The sequence below is a fragment of the Streptomyces sp. NPDC050549 genome, assembly GCF_040655035.1.
Lineage (GTDB): Bacteria > Actinomycetota > Actinomycetes > Streptomycetales > Streptomycetaceae > Streptomyces.
Genome location: NZ_JBFAJD010000017.1, coordinates 117677 through 132327, shown reverse-complemented (window position 1 = coordinate 132327; position 14651 = coordinate 117677). Strand labels below are relative to the sequence as shown.

The 14651-nt window shown below is 71.2% G+C and carries 16 protein-coding genes and 2 pseudogenes; 10 read left to right on the top strand and 8 right to left on the bottom strand.

The window, feature by feature from the left end; genetic code table 11:
* Window positions 1–34: 34 nt before the first annotated feature.
* Complete coding sequence (locus AB0I51_RS24810; RefSeq protein ID WP_362978558.1) at window positions 35–526, bottom strand: nuclear transport factor 2 family protein; 492 nt, start codon at window positions 524–526, stop codon at window positions 35–37.
* Window positions 527–662: 136 nt separating this feature from the next.
* Here AB0I51_RS24810 and AB0I51_RS24805 point away from each other — a divergent pair, with 136 nt between their 5' ends.
* Complete coding sequence (locus AB0I51_RS24805; RefSeq protein ID WP_362978556.1) at window positions 663–1403, top strand: glucose 1-dehydrogenase; 741 nt, start codon at window positions 663–665, stop codon at window positions 1401–1403.
* A gap of 42 nt (window positions 1404–1445) precedes the next feature.
* Here AB0I51_RS24805 and AB0I51_RS24800 read toward each other — a convergent pair whose 3' ends face one another.
* Together AB0I51_RS24800 and AB0I51_RS24795 are read right to left on the bottom strand one after the other, a co-directional pair.
* Entirely contained in the window at window positions 1446–1625 is a 180-nt protein-coding gene (locus AB0I51_RS24800) for a hypothetical protein (RefSeq protein WP_362978554.1), read from the bottom strand.
* A 110-nt stretch (window positions 1626–1735) separates the two neighbouring features.
* Entirely contained in the window at window positions 1736–1903 is a 168-nt protein-coding gene (locus AB0I51_RS24795) for a hypothetical protein (RefSeq protein ID WP_362978552.1), read from the bottom strand.
* Window positions 1904–2159: 256 nt separating this feature from the next.
* Between AB0I51_RS24795 and AB0I51_RS24790 the strand changes: the two genes are divergently transcribed.
* A complete protein-coding gene (locus AB0I51_RS24790; protein WP_362978550.1) occupies window positions 2160–2720 on the top strand; it encodes a carboxymuconolactone decarboxylase family protein in 561 nt (186 codons plus the stop codon).
* Window position 2721: 1 nt separating this feature from the next.
* On the opposite strand, the gene AB0I51_RS24785 is transcribed toward AB0I51_RS24790, so the two are convergent.
* Window positions 2722–3597 carry an undecaprenyl-diphosphate phosphatase gene (locus AB0I51_RS24785; RefSeq protein WP_362978548.1) on the bottom strand — a complete coding sequence of 292 codons (876 nt, stop codon included), beginning with the start codon at window positions 3595–3597 and terminating at the stop codon, window positions 2722–2724.
* A gap of 251 nt (window positions 3598–3848) precedes the next feature.
* Between AB0I51_RS24785 and AB0I51_RS24780 the strand changes: the two genes are divergently transcribed.
* From AB0I51_RS24780 to AB0I51_RS24770, 3 genes are read left to right on the top strand one after another with little or no spacing between them, the layout of a single operon-like run.
* On the top strand, window positions 3849–5024 hold the full coding sequence (locus AB0I51_RS24780) for a Gfo/Idh/MocA family oxidoreductase (RefSeq protein WP_362978546.1): 1176 nt from the start codon (window positions 3849–3851) through the stop codon (window positions 5022–5024).
* The gene (locus AB0I51_RS24775) at window positions 5021–5959 is read left to right on the top strand and encodes a PmoA family protein (protein ID WP_362978544.1); all 939 of its coding nucleotides are present in this window, start codon (window positions 5021–5023) and stop codon (window positions 5957–5959) included. The genes AB0I51_RS24780 and AB0I51_RS24775 overlap by 4 nt, the downstream gene beginning before the upstream one ends.
* On the top strand, window positions 5953–6696 hold the full coding sequence (locus tag AB0I51_RS24770) for a cupin (protein ID WP_362978542.1): 744 nt from the start codon (window positions 5953–5955) through the stop codon (window positions 6694–6696). Before AB0I51_RS24775 ends, AB0I51_RS24770 begins: the two co-directional genes overlap by 7 nt.
* Window positions 6697–6709: 13 nt before the next feature.
* Here AB0I51_RS24770 and AB0I51_RS24765 read toward each other — a convergent pair.
* A pseudogene (locus AB0I51_RS24765) lies at window positions 6710–7051 on the bottom strand (helix-turn-helix domain-containing protein); the annotation flags it as partial.
* On the opposite strand from AB0I51_RS24765, the pseudogene AB0I51_RS24760 reads away from it, so the two are divergent.
* Window positions 7043–7198, top strand: a pseudogene (locus AB0I51_RS24760) (steroid 3-ketoacyl-CoA thiolase); the annotation flags it as partial. The pseudogenes AB0I51_RS24765 and AB0I51_RS24760 overlap by 9 nt on opposite strands.
* Window positions 7199–7211: 13 nt before the next feature.
* Here AB0I51_RS24760 and AB0I51_RS24755 read toward each other — a convergent pair.
* Window positions 7212–8045, bottom strand: a complete 834-nt coding sequence (locus AB0I51_RS24755) for a TVP38/TMEM64 family protein (RefSeq protein WP_362978540.1) — start codon at window positions 8043–8045, stop codon at window positions 7212–7214.
* Between the two features lie 50 nt (window positions 8046–8095).
* On the opposite strand from AB0I51_RS24755, the gene AB0I51_RS24750 reads away from it, so the two are divergent.
* The 4 genes from AB0I51_RS24750 to AB0I51_RS24735 all read left to right on the top strand — a co-directional run bounded on the left by AB0I51_RS24750 (window position 8096) and on the right by AB0I51_RS24735 (window position 12159).
* Window positions 8096–8818: a DNA alkylation repair protein gene (locus tag AB0I51_RS24750; protein ID WP_362978538.1), complete on the top strand. Its 723-nt coding sequence runs from the start codon at window positions 8096–8098 to the stop codon at window positions 8816–8818.
* A gap of 288 nt (window positions 8819–9106) precedes the next feature.
* Complete coding sequence (tuf, locus tag AB0I51_RS24745; RefSeq protein WP_362978536.1) at window positions 9107–10276, top strand: elongation factor Tu; 1170 nt, start codon at window positions 9107–9109, stop codon at window positions 10274–10276.
* A 151-nt stretch (window positions 10277–10427) separates the two neighbouring features.
* A complete protein-coding gene (locus tag AB0I51_RS24740) occupies window positions 10428–11264 on the top strand; it encodes a patatin-like phospholipase family protein (RefSeq protein WP_362978534.1) in 837 nt (278 codons plus the stop codon).
* A 49-nt stretch (window positions 11265–11313) separates the two neighbouring features.
* Complete coding sequence (locus tag AB0I51_RS24735; protein ID WP_362978532.1) at window positions 11314–12159, top strand: fused MFS/spermidine synthase; 846 nt, start codon at window positions 11314–11316, stop codon at window positions 12157–12159.
* Here the strand turns inward: AB0I51_RS24735 and AB0I51_RS24730 are convergent.
* Together AB0I51_RS24730 and AB0I51_RS24725 are read right to left on the bottom strand one after the other, a co-directional pair.
* Entirely contained in the window at window positions 12121–13428 is a 1308-nt protein-coding gene (locus tag AB0I51_RS24730; protein WP_362978530.1) for an MFS transporter, read from the bottom strand. The genes AB0I51_RS24735 and AB0I51_RS24730 overlap by 39 nt on opposite strands.
* A gap of 75 nt (window positions 13429–13503) precedes the next feature.
* Window positions 13504–14520, bottom strand: a complete 1017-nt coding sequence (locus AB0I51_RS24725; RefSeq protein WP_362978528.1) for a hypothetical protein — start codon at window positions 14518–14520, stop codon at window positions 13504–13506.
* Between the last annotated feature and the right edge of the window lie 131 nt (window positions 14521–14651).

The window sequence follows — 14651 nt, the reverse complement described above, 5'->3', positions numbered from 1 at the left end:
ACGATCCCTGACAGCGGAAGCCGCCCAGGATCTCTCAGTTGATCACGGTTTCCGGGCGCCGCTCGGGAAGACGCCGCCACTTCTCCGCCACCACGACCCCGGTCAGCCGCCAGCCGTCGTACATCCGCAGCAGCCCGAACTCGTAGCGCCCGCCGCAGACGAAGTCGGGCGCGGTGGACGTGTCACGGCTGTCTTCTTCGGCGAAACGCATCGGATTGACGTAGTCGGCCTGGACACGCGCGGTGTCGTCGGTGTTCTGGTCCAGGGCGCCGAAACGGATGCGCCGGTTCACGATCAGATGCTGCCGCATCGGGAACAGCCGCATGCTCTCGGCGAGCCACCCGGCGATCTCCTCCGCGTTCCCCTCGATGCCTCCGGCGGACCGGTAGTCGGCCCGTCCGTTCGGTGCGAACAGATTCCGGTACGCCTCCCAGTCGCCGTCGTCCACCGCCACCGCGTACTCGGTGATCACTTCGTCCACTGCAAGCCGGTCCATCACGATCGCCAGTTCCACACGCTGCGTCATCGGGCAAGTGTTGGTCACTCCGCGTGCCGAGCCAAGGGGTACGCGGGGACAAGGTGGGGAACATTCGGTGATGTTCGGACAGGCGTGCGCTTCCGAGGGGGAGTGCGGTCGGCTTCTCCCTGGAAGGGAAGTACGTATGAAACGTCTCGTCACGGTCGTCACCGGAGGCAGCCGGGGAATCGGCGCCGCGACCTGTCTGCGGCTCGCGGAGGACGGGCACGACGTGGTCGTGGGATACCTCCGGGACGCGAAGGCGGCCGAGCAGGTGGCGGACAGGGCACGGCAGACCGGGGTACGGGCCGTGTGCGTCGGCGCGGACACGTCCGTGGAGGCGGACGTGGAGCGGCTGTTCACCTCGGCTGAACAACAACTCGGGCCGGTCACCGGGCTGGTGAACAACGCCGGAGTGACCGGACCGTTCGGCCGGCTCGCGGACGTCGACACCGCCGACCTGCGCCGGGTCGTCGAGGTCAACCTGCTGGGCACACTGCTGTGCGCACGCCGTGCCGCGCAGGTCATGACGGCCCGGGGCAACGGCGTGATCGTGAACGTGTCGTCGTCCGCCGCCACACTCGGCAGCCCCGGGGACTACGTCCACTACGCCGCGACGAAGGCCGCCGTGGACACCCTCACCATGGGCCTGGCCAAGGAACTCGGCCCCGACGGCATCCGCGTCAACGCGGTCGCGCCCGGCATCGTCGACACCGAGATCCACGCGCGAATGGGCGACCCCGAGCGCGCCCGACGGGTGTCGACGTCGATTCCGCTGCGCCGCCCCGGACAGCCCGAGGAGATCGCCGCGGCCATTGCCTGGCTGATGTCACCGGACGCGTCGTACACGACGGGCACCGTGCTGCGGGTGTCGGGCGGACGGTGAGAGTGGCGACGGGGGCGGTGATCGGGTGTGGTCGCTCGCCGCTCAGGCCGCCTCGATGATCTCGTCGCGTATCGCCGCGGCCCACTCGACCACCAACAGCTCGTATTCCTCCCGCTCCTGAGTGGAGAGCGATCCGCCCGCGCGCAGCCAGAGAGCCCGGATCTGCTCGTTCACCTCGTAAGCAGACCGCACGGAACCAGGGGTCACGGAATCGGGGGACATGCGCAACAGCCTAGGGGCAAGGACTGACACTGCGCTACCGGACGGCTACTCAGACCGTATGGGGTTGGTCACGGGCGCGGCGAACCGGACGGTAGACGTGGTGAGTTGGTTCACGCCCGCCGCTCGGCCCACACCCGCGACCAGTCCAGCAGTGGCCCCATCGCCGTCACCAGGTCCGCACCGAGCGGGGTCGGCTGCCACGCCCCGCCCGGCGTCTGTTCCGCGATGTCCGTCCCGCGCAGCTCTGTGAGACCGGTGGGCAGGACGCTGGAGGACATGCCGTCGCAGTGGCGTTGCAGGTCGCGGAAACCGATCGGGGTGGCGGTGGAGCTCCCAGATCACGCGGAGCGTCCAGCGCCGCCCGAGGAGGTCGAGCGCGGCCATGACGGGACGCCCGGTGTCCGACCCGCGCACGGGGCGGCCGGGAGCGGGGATCGGTTCCAACAGGTCCACCTCGCCCGACTCGTGGCGATCTTCTGACTGCGCCTGCTCCACTCTTGCGCTTCGATTTCAGAAGCGCAAGAGTCGGTGGACATGAAGCAGCGCATCGAAGGAGTCACCCCGCCCTGCACCCCCGACACCGACCGCGCCCTGCACCGCTGGATGCCGCCCGGTGTCGCCCACGAACCCCTCATGCTCTTCAAGGTCCTCGAACGCCACCCCGAACTCGCCTCCCGCATGCGGGCGTTGGGCGCCGGCCTCCTGGTCTACGGCCGTCTGGGTGCCGCCGACCGTGAACTTGTGATCGCCCGCGTCTGTGCCCGCGCCGGCTGCGCCTACGAGTGGGGCGTCCACATGGCGGCGTACGCCGAAGCCGCCCAACTCACCCCCGGACAGGTCACGTTGACCGCGACCGGCACCCCGGACGACCCGGCCTGGTCGGCACGGCAGTCCGCGCTGCTCCGGGCCGTCGACGAACTCGACGCCGGCGCACGGCTGAGCGACCCCGTCTGGTCCGGCCTGCGGGAGCACCTCGACGAGCAGGAGGTCCTCGAACTCCTCGTACTGGCCGGGTGGTACCGCACCATCGCCTATGTCGCCAACGGCGTCGGAATCGCCCCTGAGCCCTGGGCCCTCGCCTTGCCCGAGCGGTAGTTCAGCCCGCCGACTCGGCCGCGTGCGGGCTCAGTACGCCCGCCGTGACCAGCGCGATGATGACGATGCCGAGGGCGATGCGATACCAGACGAACGGCATGAAGCTCTTGTGCGAGATGAACTTCATGAACCAGGCGATGACCGCGTATCCGACCGCGAACGCGATCACCGTCGCGAACATCGTCGGCCCCCACGCGATGTGTCCCTGCTCGGCCGCGTCCTTCAACTCGAAGGCGCCCGAGGCCAGTACGGCCGGCATGGCGAGGAGGAAGGAGTAACGGGCCGCCGCCTCACGGGTGTAGCCCATGAACAGGCCGCCGCTGATGGTCGCGCCCGAGCGGGAGACGCCGGGGACCAGCGCCATCGCCTGGCAGAGGCCGTACAGCAGGCCGTCCTTGGCGTTCAGGTCCACCAGTGTCTTGCGCTGCTTGGGTGCCCGGTGCCGGCCGCCCGTCTCGTCGCGGGCCGCGAGGCGGTCGGCGACGCCGATGACGACGCCCATCACGATCAGCATGGTGGCCGTGATCCGCAGATCCCGGAACGGTCCCTCGATCTGGTCCTTGAGCGTGACCCCGAGCACACCGATCGGGATGGAGCCGACGATCACCAGCCAGCCCATCTGGGCGTCGTGGTCGCGCCGCATCTCCTTGTTCGTGAGCGACCGGAACCACGCGGCGAGAATCCGCCCGACATCCTGGCGGAAGTAGATCAGCACCGCCGCCTCCGTGCCGAGCTGGGTGATCGCCGTGAAGGCCGCGCCCGGGTCCTTCCAGCCGGAGAAGGCCGCCGTCAGCCGCAGATGCGCGCTGGACGACACGGGCAGGAACTCGGTCAGCCCCTGGACGAGGCCGAGGACGAGGGATTCAAACCAAGACATGGAGTTACGGCGTCCAAGTGTTGCTCGCGGAGGGGCAAAGGACACACCAAAAGGCCGCGCACGGTGATCGAGTGTGTATGAGGGGCAGCGTAGCGTCCCGGTATGACAGGCCGGACACAGGGGTTTCGCGGGCGGTCGGGCGACTCCGGATGTGCGGTGTTGACCAGGCGCGGGGGCGGCGCATACGTTGCAGCGGAGGAAAGCGCTTGCTGGATGCGCTCGCTGTCTCCGGAGGAGTGCTGATCACGCCCATGTCCACACCCGCCACCAACCCCGGGGCGTTCCAGCCCTTGCCGCCGCTCACCGGCCGCCGCATCAGGGCTGCCGTGGTCGGCGCCGGTGCCATCGGCCGCGGCTCCCATTTCCCCGCGCTCGCCCGGCTCGCCGAGGAGGGCGAGACCGAGGTGGTCGCGGCCGTTGACATCGATGCCACCGCGGTCGAGTCCTTCTGCGCCGAGGCCGGGATTCCGCACGCCTACACCGACCTGGAGCAGATGCTCCGGGAACAGCGGCCCGATCTCGTCACCATCTGCACCCCGCCCACCCTGCACCGCGCGCAGACCGTCGCCGCGCTGCGGGCCGGTGCCTGGGTGTGGTGCGAGAAGCCGCCGGTGCCCACACTTGCCGACTTCGACGCCGTGGAGGACGAAGAGGGCAAGGCGGGCGGGCCGTACGCCTCCATCGTCTTCCAGCACCGCTTCGGCTCGGGCACCCGGCATGTGCGCCGGCTGCTCGCCGAGCAGGTCATGGGCCGGCCGCTCGTGGCCCACTGCCAGACCACCTGGTACCGCGACACCGCCTACTACGCCGTGCCCTGGCGCGGACGCTGGGCGACCGAGGGCGGCGGTCCCGCCATGGGACACGGCATCCACCAGATGGACCTGCTGCTCGATCTGCTCGGACCGTGGAGCGAGGTCAGGGCCATGGCCGGGCGGCTGGTCCACGACGTGGAGACCGAGGACGTCTCGACCGCCCTGGTCCGCTTCGCGAACGGCGCGATGGCGACCGTCGTCAACAGTGTCCTGAGCCCCGACGAGGTCAGCCGCATCCGCATCGACTGCGAGCGCGCCACCGTCGAACTCACCCACCTGTACGGCCACAGCAACGACAACTGGCGCATCACCCCCGCCCCGGACGTCTCGGGCGAGGAGGCCGCCGCCTGGCAGAACTTCGGTCCCGACGTGCCGAGTTCACACCTGGAGCAGCTGCGGGAACTCGTCGTCAGCATGCGGGCCGGCGAGCGTCCGCGCAGCAGCGGCACCGACGGGCGCACCAGCCTGGAGCTGATCACCGCGCTCTACAAGTCGGCGTTCACGGACACGACCGTACGGGCCGGCGAGATCGGCCCCGGCGACCCCTATTACACGGCGCTGCACGGCGGCGCCCCCGGCTGGGCGCCCGTGGCGCGCGAGGAGGTGTCGGCATGACCGGCCTGCGTATCGTCCACGCCCACGGCGACCGCATCACGGTGACCGAACCGTCCACCGGCGTCGAGCTGTTCAGTTACGTCTACCGGCCCGAGGCGGCCTGGGAGGCGCCGAAGCCGTACCTCCACCCGATCAGGACGCTGGCCGGCGACATCGTCACGGACTACCGGCCCAACGACCACCGCTGGCACAAGGGCCTGCAGTTCACCGCCTCGCACCTGTCGGGCCAGAATCTGTGGGGCGGCAACACCTACGTTCACGGCGAGGGGTATCTCGAACTCCCCGAGCGGGTCGGGTCGATGGCCCATGTCGCCTTCGACGAGATCGACACCCACATCGACTCGGGCGAGGAACGCCTCGTCATCGCCGAACGGCTGACCTGGCACCCCTACAGCGGTGAACTCTGGGCCGACGAACAGCGCCGGATCGAGGTGCACGACGTCGACACGGAGTCGGGCTCCTGGGCGCTGACCTGGACGAGCGCCGTGACGAACCGCCGCGACGAGCCCCTGCTGTTCGGCAGCCCGACCACCCACGGGCGCGAGGCGGCCGGCTACACGGGCCTGTTCTGGCGCGGCCCGCGCGCCTTCCGCGACGGCCGCATCATCGGCCCCGACGGCGAGGGCCCCGAGCTGATGGGCTCCCAGGGCCCCTGGCTCGCCGTCTCCGGCGAACACGACGGCAGCGACGGCCACGCGACGATCGTCTTCGAGCACGCCCCCGAGAACGACCGCACGGGCGCCCGGGGCACCCACCCCGCCCACTGGTTCGTACGCAACGAGCCGTTCGCCGGGATCGCCCCCTCCTACGCCTTCTACGACGAGCTGGTGCTCGACCCCGGCGACACGCTCACCCGGCGCTACCGGGTCGTGGTGGCCGACGGCGCATGGGAACGGGAGGAGATCGCCAAGTACCTGGAGGCGCGGCCGTGGTGAGCGCGGAGGGTTTCGGCGGACTGCCGGGCGGGGTCGCCGTCTCGCATCTGTCCGTCTACGACTGGCCGGCCGAAGCCGACGGTGACGACAGAGTGTGCGGCGGAACTCCCCATATGCACCTGATCTGTTCGGAAGGGTACGTCGTCACCGGCGGGCGCGGTGCGGTGCAGACGCTCACGGCCTCCGGGTGCGAGGTCACACCGCTCGCGGCCGGAACGGTCGCCTGGTTCACGCCGGGTACCATCCACCGCCTCGTCAACGAGGGCGACCTGCGCATCACCGTCCTCATGCAGAACAGCGGGCTGCCCGAGGCGGGGGACGCGGTGCTCACGCTGCCCCCGCAGTACCTCACCGACCCGGAGACGTACGCAGCCGCCACCGTGATCCCGGCCGACGCGCCCGAGGCGGAGCAGGAACGGATCGCCCGCGCCCGGCGCGACCTCGCGCTGGAGGGCTACCAGGCGCTGCGTTCCGCCGAGGGCCCGGAAGCGCTGGCCGCGTTCCACCGGGCCGCCGCCGCGCTGGTACGGCCCCGGCTCGCGGAGTGGCGCGAGCGCTGGGAGCGGGGAGCGCGGGCCGCCGCCGCGGCCACGGGAGAGCAGCTCGACAGGCTCGACCGGGGCGACTTCTCCCACCTCGCGGACGCCGCCGTACGGGCCGAACAGCCTTCGGCGTACGGGAAGTTCGGGATGTGCGGGCGGTTGGACGTCTACGACGTCCACAAGGAAGCCGTCTGAGGCCGAGCGGTTTCTACGCCGCTGCCGGGCCCGTCACGGTCCAGCCCGGTGCCTGCGGGTGGGCCGTCAGATCCTCGTGGCGGACCGGGGCTCCGCAGGCCGCGCAGGTGACAGTCGGGACCAGTTCGTTGCCGCAGATGTGCTCGATCACCATCGGGCGGTCGAGCAGATCCTTTCGGAGATGACGGTCGCCCCATGCCATGAGGGTCATCAGGACCGGCTCCAGTTCGAGACCTGCCTCCGTGGGCCGGTACTCGAAGCGCTGCGGGTGTTCGCTGTAGGTCCGCCGGGTGAGGATCCCGGCGTCGACGAGGCGGCGCAGCCGGGTGGCCAGGACGTCGCGCGGGGCGCCGACGCGATCGGCCATCCGCTCGGCGCGAGCGGCACCCGGCTGACGACCACGCTCGTGCACGCGATGCGGGAGCGGGGGGCGCGCTACGGGCTGCAGACGATGTGCGAGGCGGGGGGTCTCGCCAACGCGATGATCATGGAGGCCGTCTGACCCGCCCGGTCGTTCAGTCGCCGCGCAGGTGGTGGCGCTTGCGCCAGGCCACCACCGCGCCGCCGAGGGCCGGCAGGGCGATGCATGCCATGGCGACCAGGAACGCCGGAGACGTGGGGCTGGAGGCGCGGGCGCCGGCGACGACGTACGCGGCGGTGTTCGGGAGCGACCCGAGCGCCGTCGCGATCAGGAACGGCATCCAGCGCATACGTGAGACGGCGGCGCAGTAGTTCACGCCCCAGAACGGCAGTCCCGGGAAGAGTCGCGCCGCCATCATCGAACGGAAGGCGTGCTTGCTGAGCTGCCCGTCCGCGGCCTTCAGCCATCGGCCCCGCAGCAGCGGGCGCAGCGCGTCCTGGCCCAGCACACGGCCGAGACCGAAGGAGATCCCGGCCCCGAGGACCGTGCCCGCCAGCGCCGAGGCGGTGCCCAGCTGGGAGCCGAACAGCGCACCCGCCGCGAGGTTGAGCAGCGGGCGCGGTACGAACGCCACACTGCACAGGCCGTAGGCGGCGGCGAACACCAACGCGGCCATGGCGCCGGTGAGTTGGGGTGGCCAGCCGTCGGAGAGGAGTCTCTGCGGGTGGAAGAGCAGCACGGTCGAAGCCGCCCCGGCGAGCAGGACGAGGAGCAGCGACAGCCGGGACCACGGTGAGAACAGGGCTCTCGTGCAGCGCGCGGCGAAGCCGGTCGGTGCGACGGGCAGCAGGGGCGCGACGGTGACGACGGACGTGCCCGTGGGGACGGTCACGACTGCGGCGGCGAGCTCCGTACCAGTGATCTTGGCAGCGGCCTGGGGAGTGGTCGTGGCGGTGCCCCCAGAGCGGGTGGTGGCATCGGCGAGCATGTCGGCGACCCTAACCGACCTGTGTATGTGATCGCCGTATGGTTCGTCTCATGAGCGTCACAGGTGCGGGCACCCCGAAGGTGCCGGGCAGTGTTCTCGCCGACACCGTCCTGGAGCGGCTCACTGCCACCTACGCCGCCGCGGCCGACCCGGAGCGGGCCGTGCCGATGCGGGCCTACATGAAGGACATCGCGCCCTTCCTCGGTCTGACCACGCCCGTACGCAGGGCTTTGTCCCGCGCGGTCCTGGAGGGCACGCCCCGCCCCGACGAGACCGACTGCACCGCGATCGCCCTGCGCTGCTGGGAACTGCCGGAGCGCGAGTACCAGTACTTCGCGGTGGACTACCTGCGCCGCCATGTGAGGTACTGCACGTCCGGCTTCCTGCCGATCGCCCGGCATCTCGTCTCCACGGTCCCCTGGTGGGACACCGTCGACGCACTCGCCTCCCACGTAGTGGGAGGCCTGGTCGCCGCCGATCCGAGGCTGACGGCCGACATGGACGCGTGGATCGTCGACGACGACCTGTGGGTCGCCCGTACGGCCCTGCTCCACCAACTGCGCTACAAGGAGCGCACCGACGCCGAACGCCTCTTCGCGTACTGCCTGCGCCAGTCCGGACACCCCGACTTCTTCATCCGCAAGGCCATCGGCTGGTGCCTGCGCGAGTACGCGAAGACCGACCCGGAGGCGGTGCGCGGCTTCCTGGCCCGGGAGAAGGGGCGGTTCGCGCCGCTGTCGGTGCGCGAGGCCCTGAAGAACATCGGTCCCTGAAGACCGTCGGTCCCTGAAGAACAACGACCCCTCAAGTCCCCGCTGCTGATAAATCGTTCGACGTGGGGCAAAGCGTCGGCAATGATCGGAGCCATGTTCCGGTACGCCTTCCACCTCGCAGCATCCGCGGTCGCGGATGCCCCGAAGGCTGCCGTTCCCGCACTCGTCGCCGCAGTCGACGGCGCCCGAAGCTGACCCTCTCCGGATCGTCCGGCGGACCCCGCAGGGGGAGGGTCGGCGAGTCCTCGGGGTCCCCGCACTTCCCTCACCAGGCTTCGAGGTACCGCCATGTCCAAGACGGCATACGTCCGCACGAAACCGCATCTGAACATCGGCACGATGGGCCATGTCGACCACGGCAAGACCACCCTGACCGCCGCCATCACCAAGGTCCTCGCCGAGCGCGGAGCGTCCACCTTCGTCCCGTTCGACCGTATCGACCGGGCGCCGGAGGAGGCCGCGCGCGGCATCACCATCAACATCGCGCACGTCGAGTACGAGACCGACACCCGGCACTACGCGCACGTGGACATGCCCGGCCACGCCGACTACGTCAAGAACATGGTCACCGGGGCCGCGCAGCTCGACGGGGCGATCCTCGTCGTCTCCGCGCTCGACGGGATCATGCCGCAGACCGCCGAACACGTGCTGCTCGCCCGGCAGGTGGGCGTCGACCACATCGTGGTCGCGCTCAACAAGGCCGACGCGGGTGACGAGGAGCTCACCGACCTCGTGGAGCTGGAGGTCCGCGAACTGCTCACCGCGAACGGCTACGGCGGCGACTCCGTACCCGTCGTACGGGTGTCCGGCCTCAAGGCCCTTGAGGGGGACCCCCGTTGGACGGCGTCGATCGACGCGCTGCTCGACGCCGTGGACACGTATGTGCCCATGCCCGAGCGGTATCTGGACGCGCCGTTCCTGTTGCCGGTCGAGAACGTGCTCACCATCACCGGACGCGGAACGGTGGTCACGGGCGCGATCGAGCGCGGCACGGTCCGGGTGGGCGACCGGATCGAAGTGCTCGGGGCCGCCGTCGAGACGGTGGTCACGGGACTGGAGACCTTCGGCAAGCCCATGGAGGAGGCGCAGGCCGGGGACAGCGTGGCGCTGCTGCTGCGCGGGGTGCCGCGTGACGCGGTCCGTCGCGGGCACATCGTCGTGGCACCCGGCAGCGTCGTGCCCAGCCGCCGTTTCTCCGCGCAGGTGTACGTCCTGTCCGCCCGCGAGGGCGGCCGGACGACCGCGGTGTCGACCGGCTACCGGCCGCAGTTCTACATCCGCACCGCGGACGTCGTCGGCGACATCGACCTCGGCGAGACGGCGGTAGCGCGACCCGGGGACACCGTCACGATGTCGGTCGAGCTGGGTCGTGAGGTCCCGTTGGAGCCGGGGCTCGGTTTCGCGATCCGCGAGGGCGGCCGGACGGTCGGCGCGGGCACGGTGACCGAGGTCTGCTGAATGAGCGGGGTGCCCGTCCCTACGGGGGCGGGCACCTTCGCGCGTTCGAGGTGGGGTGGTCCCGTCCGACCCGCGACGGTCATTGTCAGTGCCGTGCGCCAGACTTGATCGCGGAGGCAGTCGTGGCGAGTGATGGAGAGGTGGGGGCACCGTGGCGGGCAAGGCACTTGTGCTGGGCGGCGGAGGCATCAGCGGTATCGGCTGGATGGCCGGGATGCTGTACGGCCTGGGCGATGCGGGCGTGGATCTCGGCGACGCCGATGTCGTGATCGGTACGTCGGCCGGTTCGGCCGTCGGCGCGCAACTGGCGGCGGGCACGCTCAAGGAGCTCTACGAGCGTCAACTCGCGGCCCCCGAGGGCGAGATCCCGGGCCGACTCGGGATCGGCCTGCTGTTCCGCTATGTGGCGACGGCCCTGACCTCGCGCACTCCCGAGGCGTACGGCCGGAAGCTGGGCCGTACGGCACTCGCAGCCAGGACGCCCGACGCGGCGGCGAGACGCGCCGCGATAGAGAGCCGGCTCGTCTCGCCGGAGTGGCCCGAGCGTGCCCTGCGCCTCACGGCGGTGGACACCGCGACCGGGGAGCTGCGGGTCTTCGACAAGGACAGCGGGACGGCCCTCGTCGACGCCGTCGCCGCGAGTTGCGCGGTTCCCGGTGTGTGGCCCCCGGTCGCCGTCGAGGACCGGGTCTGGATGGACGGCGGTATCCACTCACCCGCCAACGCCCACCTCGCCGAGGGCTACGACCGGGTCGTGGTCCTCGCCCCGATGGCAGTCGGCGGCGGCCCTCTCGCCTCGGCGGCGGACCAGACACGGCGGCTCTTGGCACAGGGAGCCCGCGCGGTCGCCGTCATGCCGTCCCCTGAGGCGAAGCAGGTGTTCGGCCGCAACCCGCTCGACCCGGCGGTACGGGCGCCGGCCGCCCGCGCGGGGCGGGAACAGGCGGCGGCGCACGCGGCGGAGGTGGCGGAGGTGTGGGGGGTCTGACGGGCCCGTACCACCGCGCCGCCTCCCACCACCCCGGCACAATGGACCCGTGAACGAGCCGATACCCGTGACCCGGGACGTTGATCACGGGACCGCCAAGCTGATGCCCGACCTGGATCGGGCGCGGGCCTGGCTGCTGACCGTCGACGGGGCGCCGCAGTCGTATGTGGACCTGGACGCGCCGACGCATCTGGAGTTCGAGTACGCGCGGCGGCTCGGGCATGTGCTGGACACCGTCGCGGAGCCGGGGCGCCCGCTGGACGTGGTGCATCTGGGAGGCGGGGCGCTCACGTTGCCCCGGTATCTGGCGGCGACCAGGCCCGGTTCGCGGCAGGACGTCGTGGAGGCGGACCTGGGGCTGCTGGAGCTGGTCGCCGAGCATCTGCCGGTGCCGGACGGTGCCGGTGTCACCGTGCACGGCGCCGACGCCCGGGCGTGGCTGGAGGCGGCGCCGGACGGTTCGGCGGACGTGATCGTCGCGGACGTCTTCGGCGGGACACGGGTTCCGGCACACCTGACCTCCGTGGCGTACGCCCGCGAGGCCGAGCGTGTGCTGCGGGCCGACGGGTACTACCTCGCCAACCTCGCGGACGCCGCTCCCTTCGCGTTCCTGCGCGCCCAACTCGCCACGTTCGGCGCGGTGTTCGGGGAGCTGGCGCTGATCGCGGAACCGGGTGTGCTGCGCGGACGCCGGTTCGGCAACGCGGTGCTCGTCGCCGCCCACCGGCCGGTCGACACGGTGGCGCTGACCCGGCTCGTGGCCTCGGACGCCTTCCCGGCGCGGCTCGAACACGGCCTCGCGGTACGGGACTTCATCGGCGGCGCGCGACCAGTCCGGGACGAGGACGCCGTACCGTCACCCGAACCCCCCGACGGAGCGTTCGGGATCGGCTGAGCCGTTCGCGGTCTCCGGTTCGGCGTGAGTCGGTGATCCGGTGCGCCGGCGCAGGTTCCTTACCTCCGGCACGCACAGGGCTCCCGCCGTGACCAGGGTGACCAGGGCCGCGCACCCCCACAGGGCCGCCGTCCGGCCGAAGGCCGACTCCGCGGGGCCCGCCGCCGCGGCGGCGACCGGCACCAGCGCGATCGAGCCGAACCAGTCGTACGCCGTGATCCGGGAGAGCTTCTCCTCGGGGATCTCCTGGTGCAGCGCCGTCATCCACGACACCCCGAACACCTCGACGGTGGCCCCGGCGACGAACATCACCGCGCACAGGACACCGACCGGCACCGGTACCGCGAGCGCGGCGGACGGGAGGGCCAGGGGGAAGATGCAGAGCATGCCCGCGAGGAGCAGTCTGCGAGGTTTCCAGCGGGTCATCAGCAGCGCACCGGCGACCGTGCCCGCGCCGAACGCGGCCAGGGCCAGACCCCAGGGACCCGCGCCGCCGAGGCTGTCCCGGGCGACGAGCGGGCCGTAGACACCGTCGGCCGCGCCGACCACCGCGTTGGCGACGGAGAACGCCACGACGACGGACCACAGCCAGGGCCGGCCGACGAACTCCCGCCAGCCGTCCCGTAGATCGGCCAGCATCCCGCCGCCCGGCGCGCGCGCCGGGATGTGGCTCACGTCGAGGAAGGAGCGCAGCGCCCCGGCGACCGCGAACATCGCCGCGTCGACCGCGAGCACCCAGCCCGGGCCGACCACCGCGACCAGCGCGCCGCCCAGGGCCGCGCCGCCCAGCGACGCGCCCTGCATCGCCATCCGGAACACCGCGAACGCCCGGCCCGCCTGCTCCCCGCTCACCGTGGACATCAGCATGCCCTCGGCCGCCGGACCGAAGAACGCGTGCCCGGTCCCGCCGAGCGCGGCCAGCAGCATCATCTGCCACAGCCGGGGCTCACCGGCGAGGACCAGTACCGCGAAGGCCGCCTGCGAGACACAGCTGAGGGCGTTGGCCGCGACCATCACCCGATGCCGGGGCACCCGGTCCGCCAGCGCCCCGCTGACCAGCAGGAACACCACCAGCGGAAGTGTGCGCGAGGCGGCCACCAGCCCCACGTCACCGCTGTCGCCGCCCGCGTCCAGCACGGCGAACGCGGCGGCGATCAGCGCACCGCTGCCGCCGAGACCGGTCGCCACCGCGGCGGTGGTCAGCAGGGTGTAGTTGCGGCCCGCCCAGTCGGGACGGTGCGGATGACGGAGGGCGGCGGTGGCGTTCACCGGCCGACTATCGCCGCCCCGACCTGTCCCTGCCAAACAGATTGCGGCCAGAAACGAGCCGAACGGCCAGGGCCGTCAGCTGGTGCTGCCCGTCGGGTCCCCGTGCAGCCGCACGGTGCTGAGGATCTTCTGCACCGTCGCGTCGGGGATCTCCTCGCTGACACCCTTGGCGCCGTAGAGCGTCCAGGAGACGAAGTCGTCCGCCGAGTTCTTGAAGGCGAACGTGGTTGCCTTGCCGTCGGAGGAACACTTGCCGCTCTTCGGCACACCGGTCGTGTACGAGGTGGCGACGCTGCCCGTGACACCCGACTTCGTCGTGTACGGCTTCGGCGCGCCGATCTTGAGGTACTTCTTGGACGAGTCCTTCTGGTCCGTGTACCCGCCGAACGCGAACGCCGCGGCGTCACCGCGCGCGGTGCTCGCGGTGTCCTTCGCGCCGTCCTCGCCCTTGGTGCCGCTGGACGCCAGCGACGAGGTCTCCTTGGTGCCGTCCTTGTTGTCGTCGGACTCGCACCAGTTCTGCTTCAGGTAGGCGGGCGCCGAGAAGCCGATGTACGGGGAGCCGTCGCCCTTCTGCTCGTCCTCGAAGAAGGTGAAGGTGCCCGGCTTGCCGACCTCCCAGTCCGCCGGGACGTCGAAGGCGGTGCCGTACTTCTGGTTGACGACCACCTTCCAGCCCGCGATGGTCGGCTGCTCGGTCTCGGTGCCGCGCGGGTTGTCGTCGGAACCGGAGGAGGAGGAACTCGGGTCCGCGGAGGCCGAAGGCGACTGGCTCGACCTGTCCTTGCCGCCGTCCGCCTTGTCGTCCTTGTTCCCGCCCAGGACCAGGAATCCGGTCACCCCGGCGGCCACGACGACGGCCGTGGCGGCGACGATCGCGACCAGCTTCGTCCGGTTTCCGCCGCCCCCGCCCTGCGGCGGCTGCGGTCCGCCGGCGGGACCCGTAGCACCCCACTGCGGTTGTTGCGCATAGGGGTTGGGCTGCTGGTATCCGGACTGCTGATAGGGATTCGGTTGTTGGTACCCCGGCTGCTGGTACGGGTTCTGTTGCGGGTTCTGCTCGCCCCCGGGCGGCTGCTGTCCTGGCCACATGGGCAGTAACCCTAGTGCGGCACGGGACACGGTGGGGTCACCGGCCCTTGTCAGGGTCGTACCAACTCGGGGACCGGGCGGTGTTTGCCTGTGCACAGGTCTGGCCCGACTTGGCTACCCACGGGTAACAT

What these genes read in the sequence shown, in the direction of transcription:
- AB0I51_RS24810 (WP_362978558.1), bottom strand. Translation starts at nt 526, where the DNA reads ATGACGCAGCGTGTGGAACTGGCGATCGTGATGGACCGGCTTGCAGTG.
- AB0I51_RS24805 (WP_362978556.1), top strand. Translation starts at nt 663, where the DNA reads ATGAAACGTCTCGTCACGGTCGTCACCGGAGGCAGCCGGGGAATCGGC.
- AB0I51_RS24800 (WP_362978554.1), bottom strand. Translation starts at nt 1,625, where the DNA reads ATGTCCCCCGATTCCGTGACCCCTGGTTCCGTGCGGTCTGCTTACGAG.
- AB0I51_RS24795 (WP_362978552.1), bottom strand. Translation starts at nt 1,903, where the DNA reads ATGTCCTCCAGCGTCCTGCCCACCGGTCTCACAGAGCTGCGCGGGACG.
- AB0I51_RS24790 (WP_362978550.1), top strand. Translation starts at nt 2,160, where the DNA reads ATGAAGCAGCGCATCGAAGGAGTCACCCCGCCCTGCACCCCCGACACC.
- AB0I51_RS24785 (WP_362978548.1), bottom strand. Translation starts at nt 3,597, where the DNA reads ATGTCTTGGTTTGAATCCCTCGTCCTCGGCCTCGTCCAGGGGCTGACC.
- AB0I51_RS24780 (WP_362978546.1), top strand. Translation starts at nt 3,849, where the DNA reads ATGTCCACACCCGCCACCAACCCCGGGGCGTTCCAGCCCTTGCCGCCG.
- AB0I51_RS24775 (WP_362978544.1), top strand. Translation starts at nt 5,021, where the DNA reads ATGACCGGCCTGCGTATCGTCCACGCCCACGGCGACCGCATCACGGTG.
- AB0I51_RS24755 (WP_362978540.1), bottom strand. Translation starts at nt 8,045, where the DNA reads ATGCTCGCCGATGCCACCACCCGCTCTGGGGGCACCGCCACGACCACT.
- AB0I51_RS24750 (WP_362978538.1), top strand. Translation starts at nt 8,096, where the DNA reads ATGAGCGTCACAGGTGCGGGCACCCCGAAGGTGCCGGGCAGTGTTCTC.
- tuf (WP_362978536.1), top strand. Translation starts at nt 9,107, where the DNA reads ATGTCCAAGACGGCATACGTCCGCACGAAACCGCATCTGAACATCGGC.
- AB0I51_RS24725 (WP_362978528.1), bottom strand. Translation starts at nt 14,520, where the DNA reads ATGTGGCCAGGACAGCAGCCGCCCGGGGGCGAGCAGAACCCGCAACAG.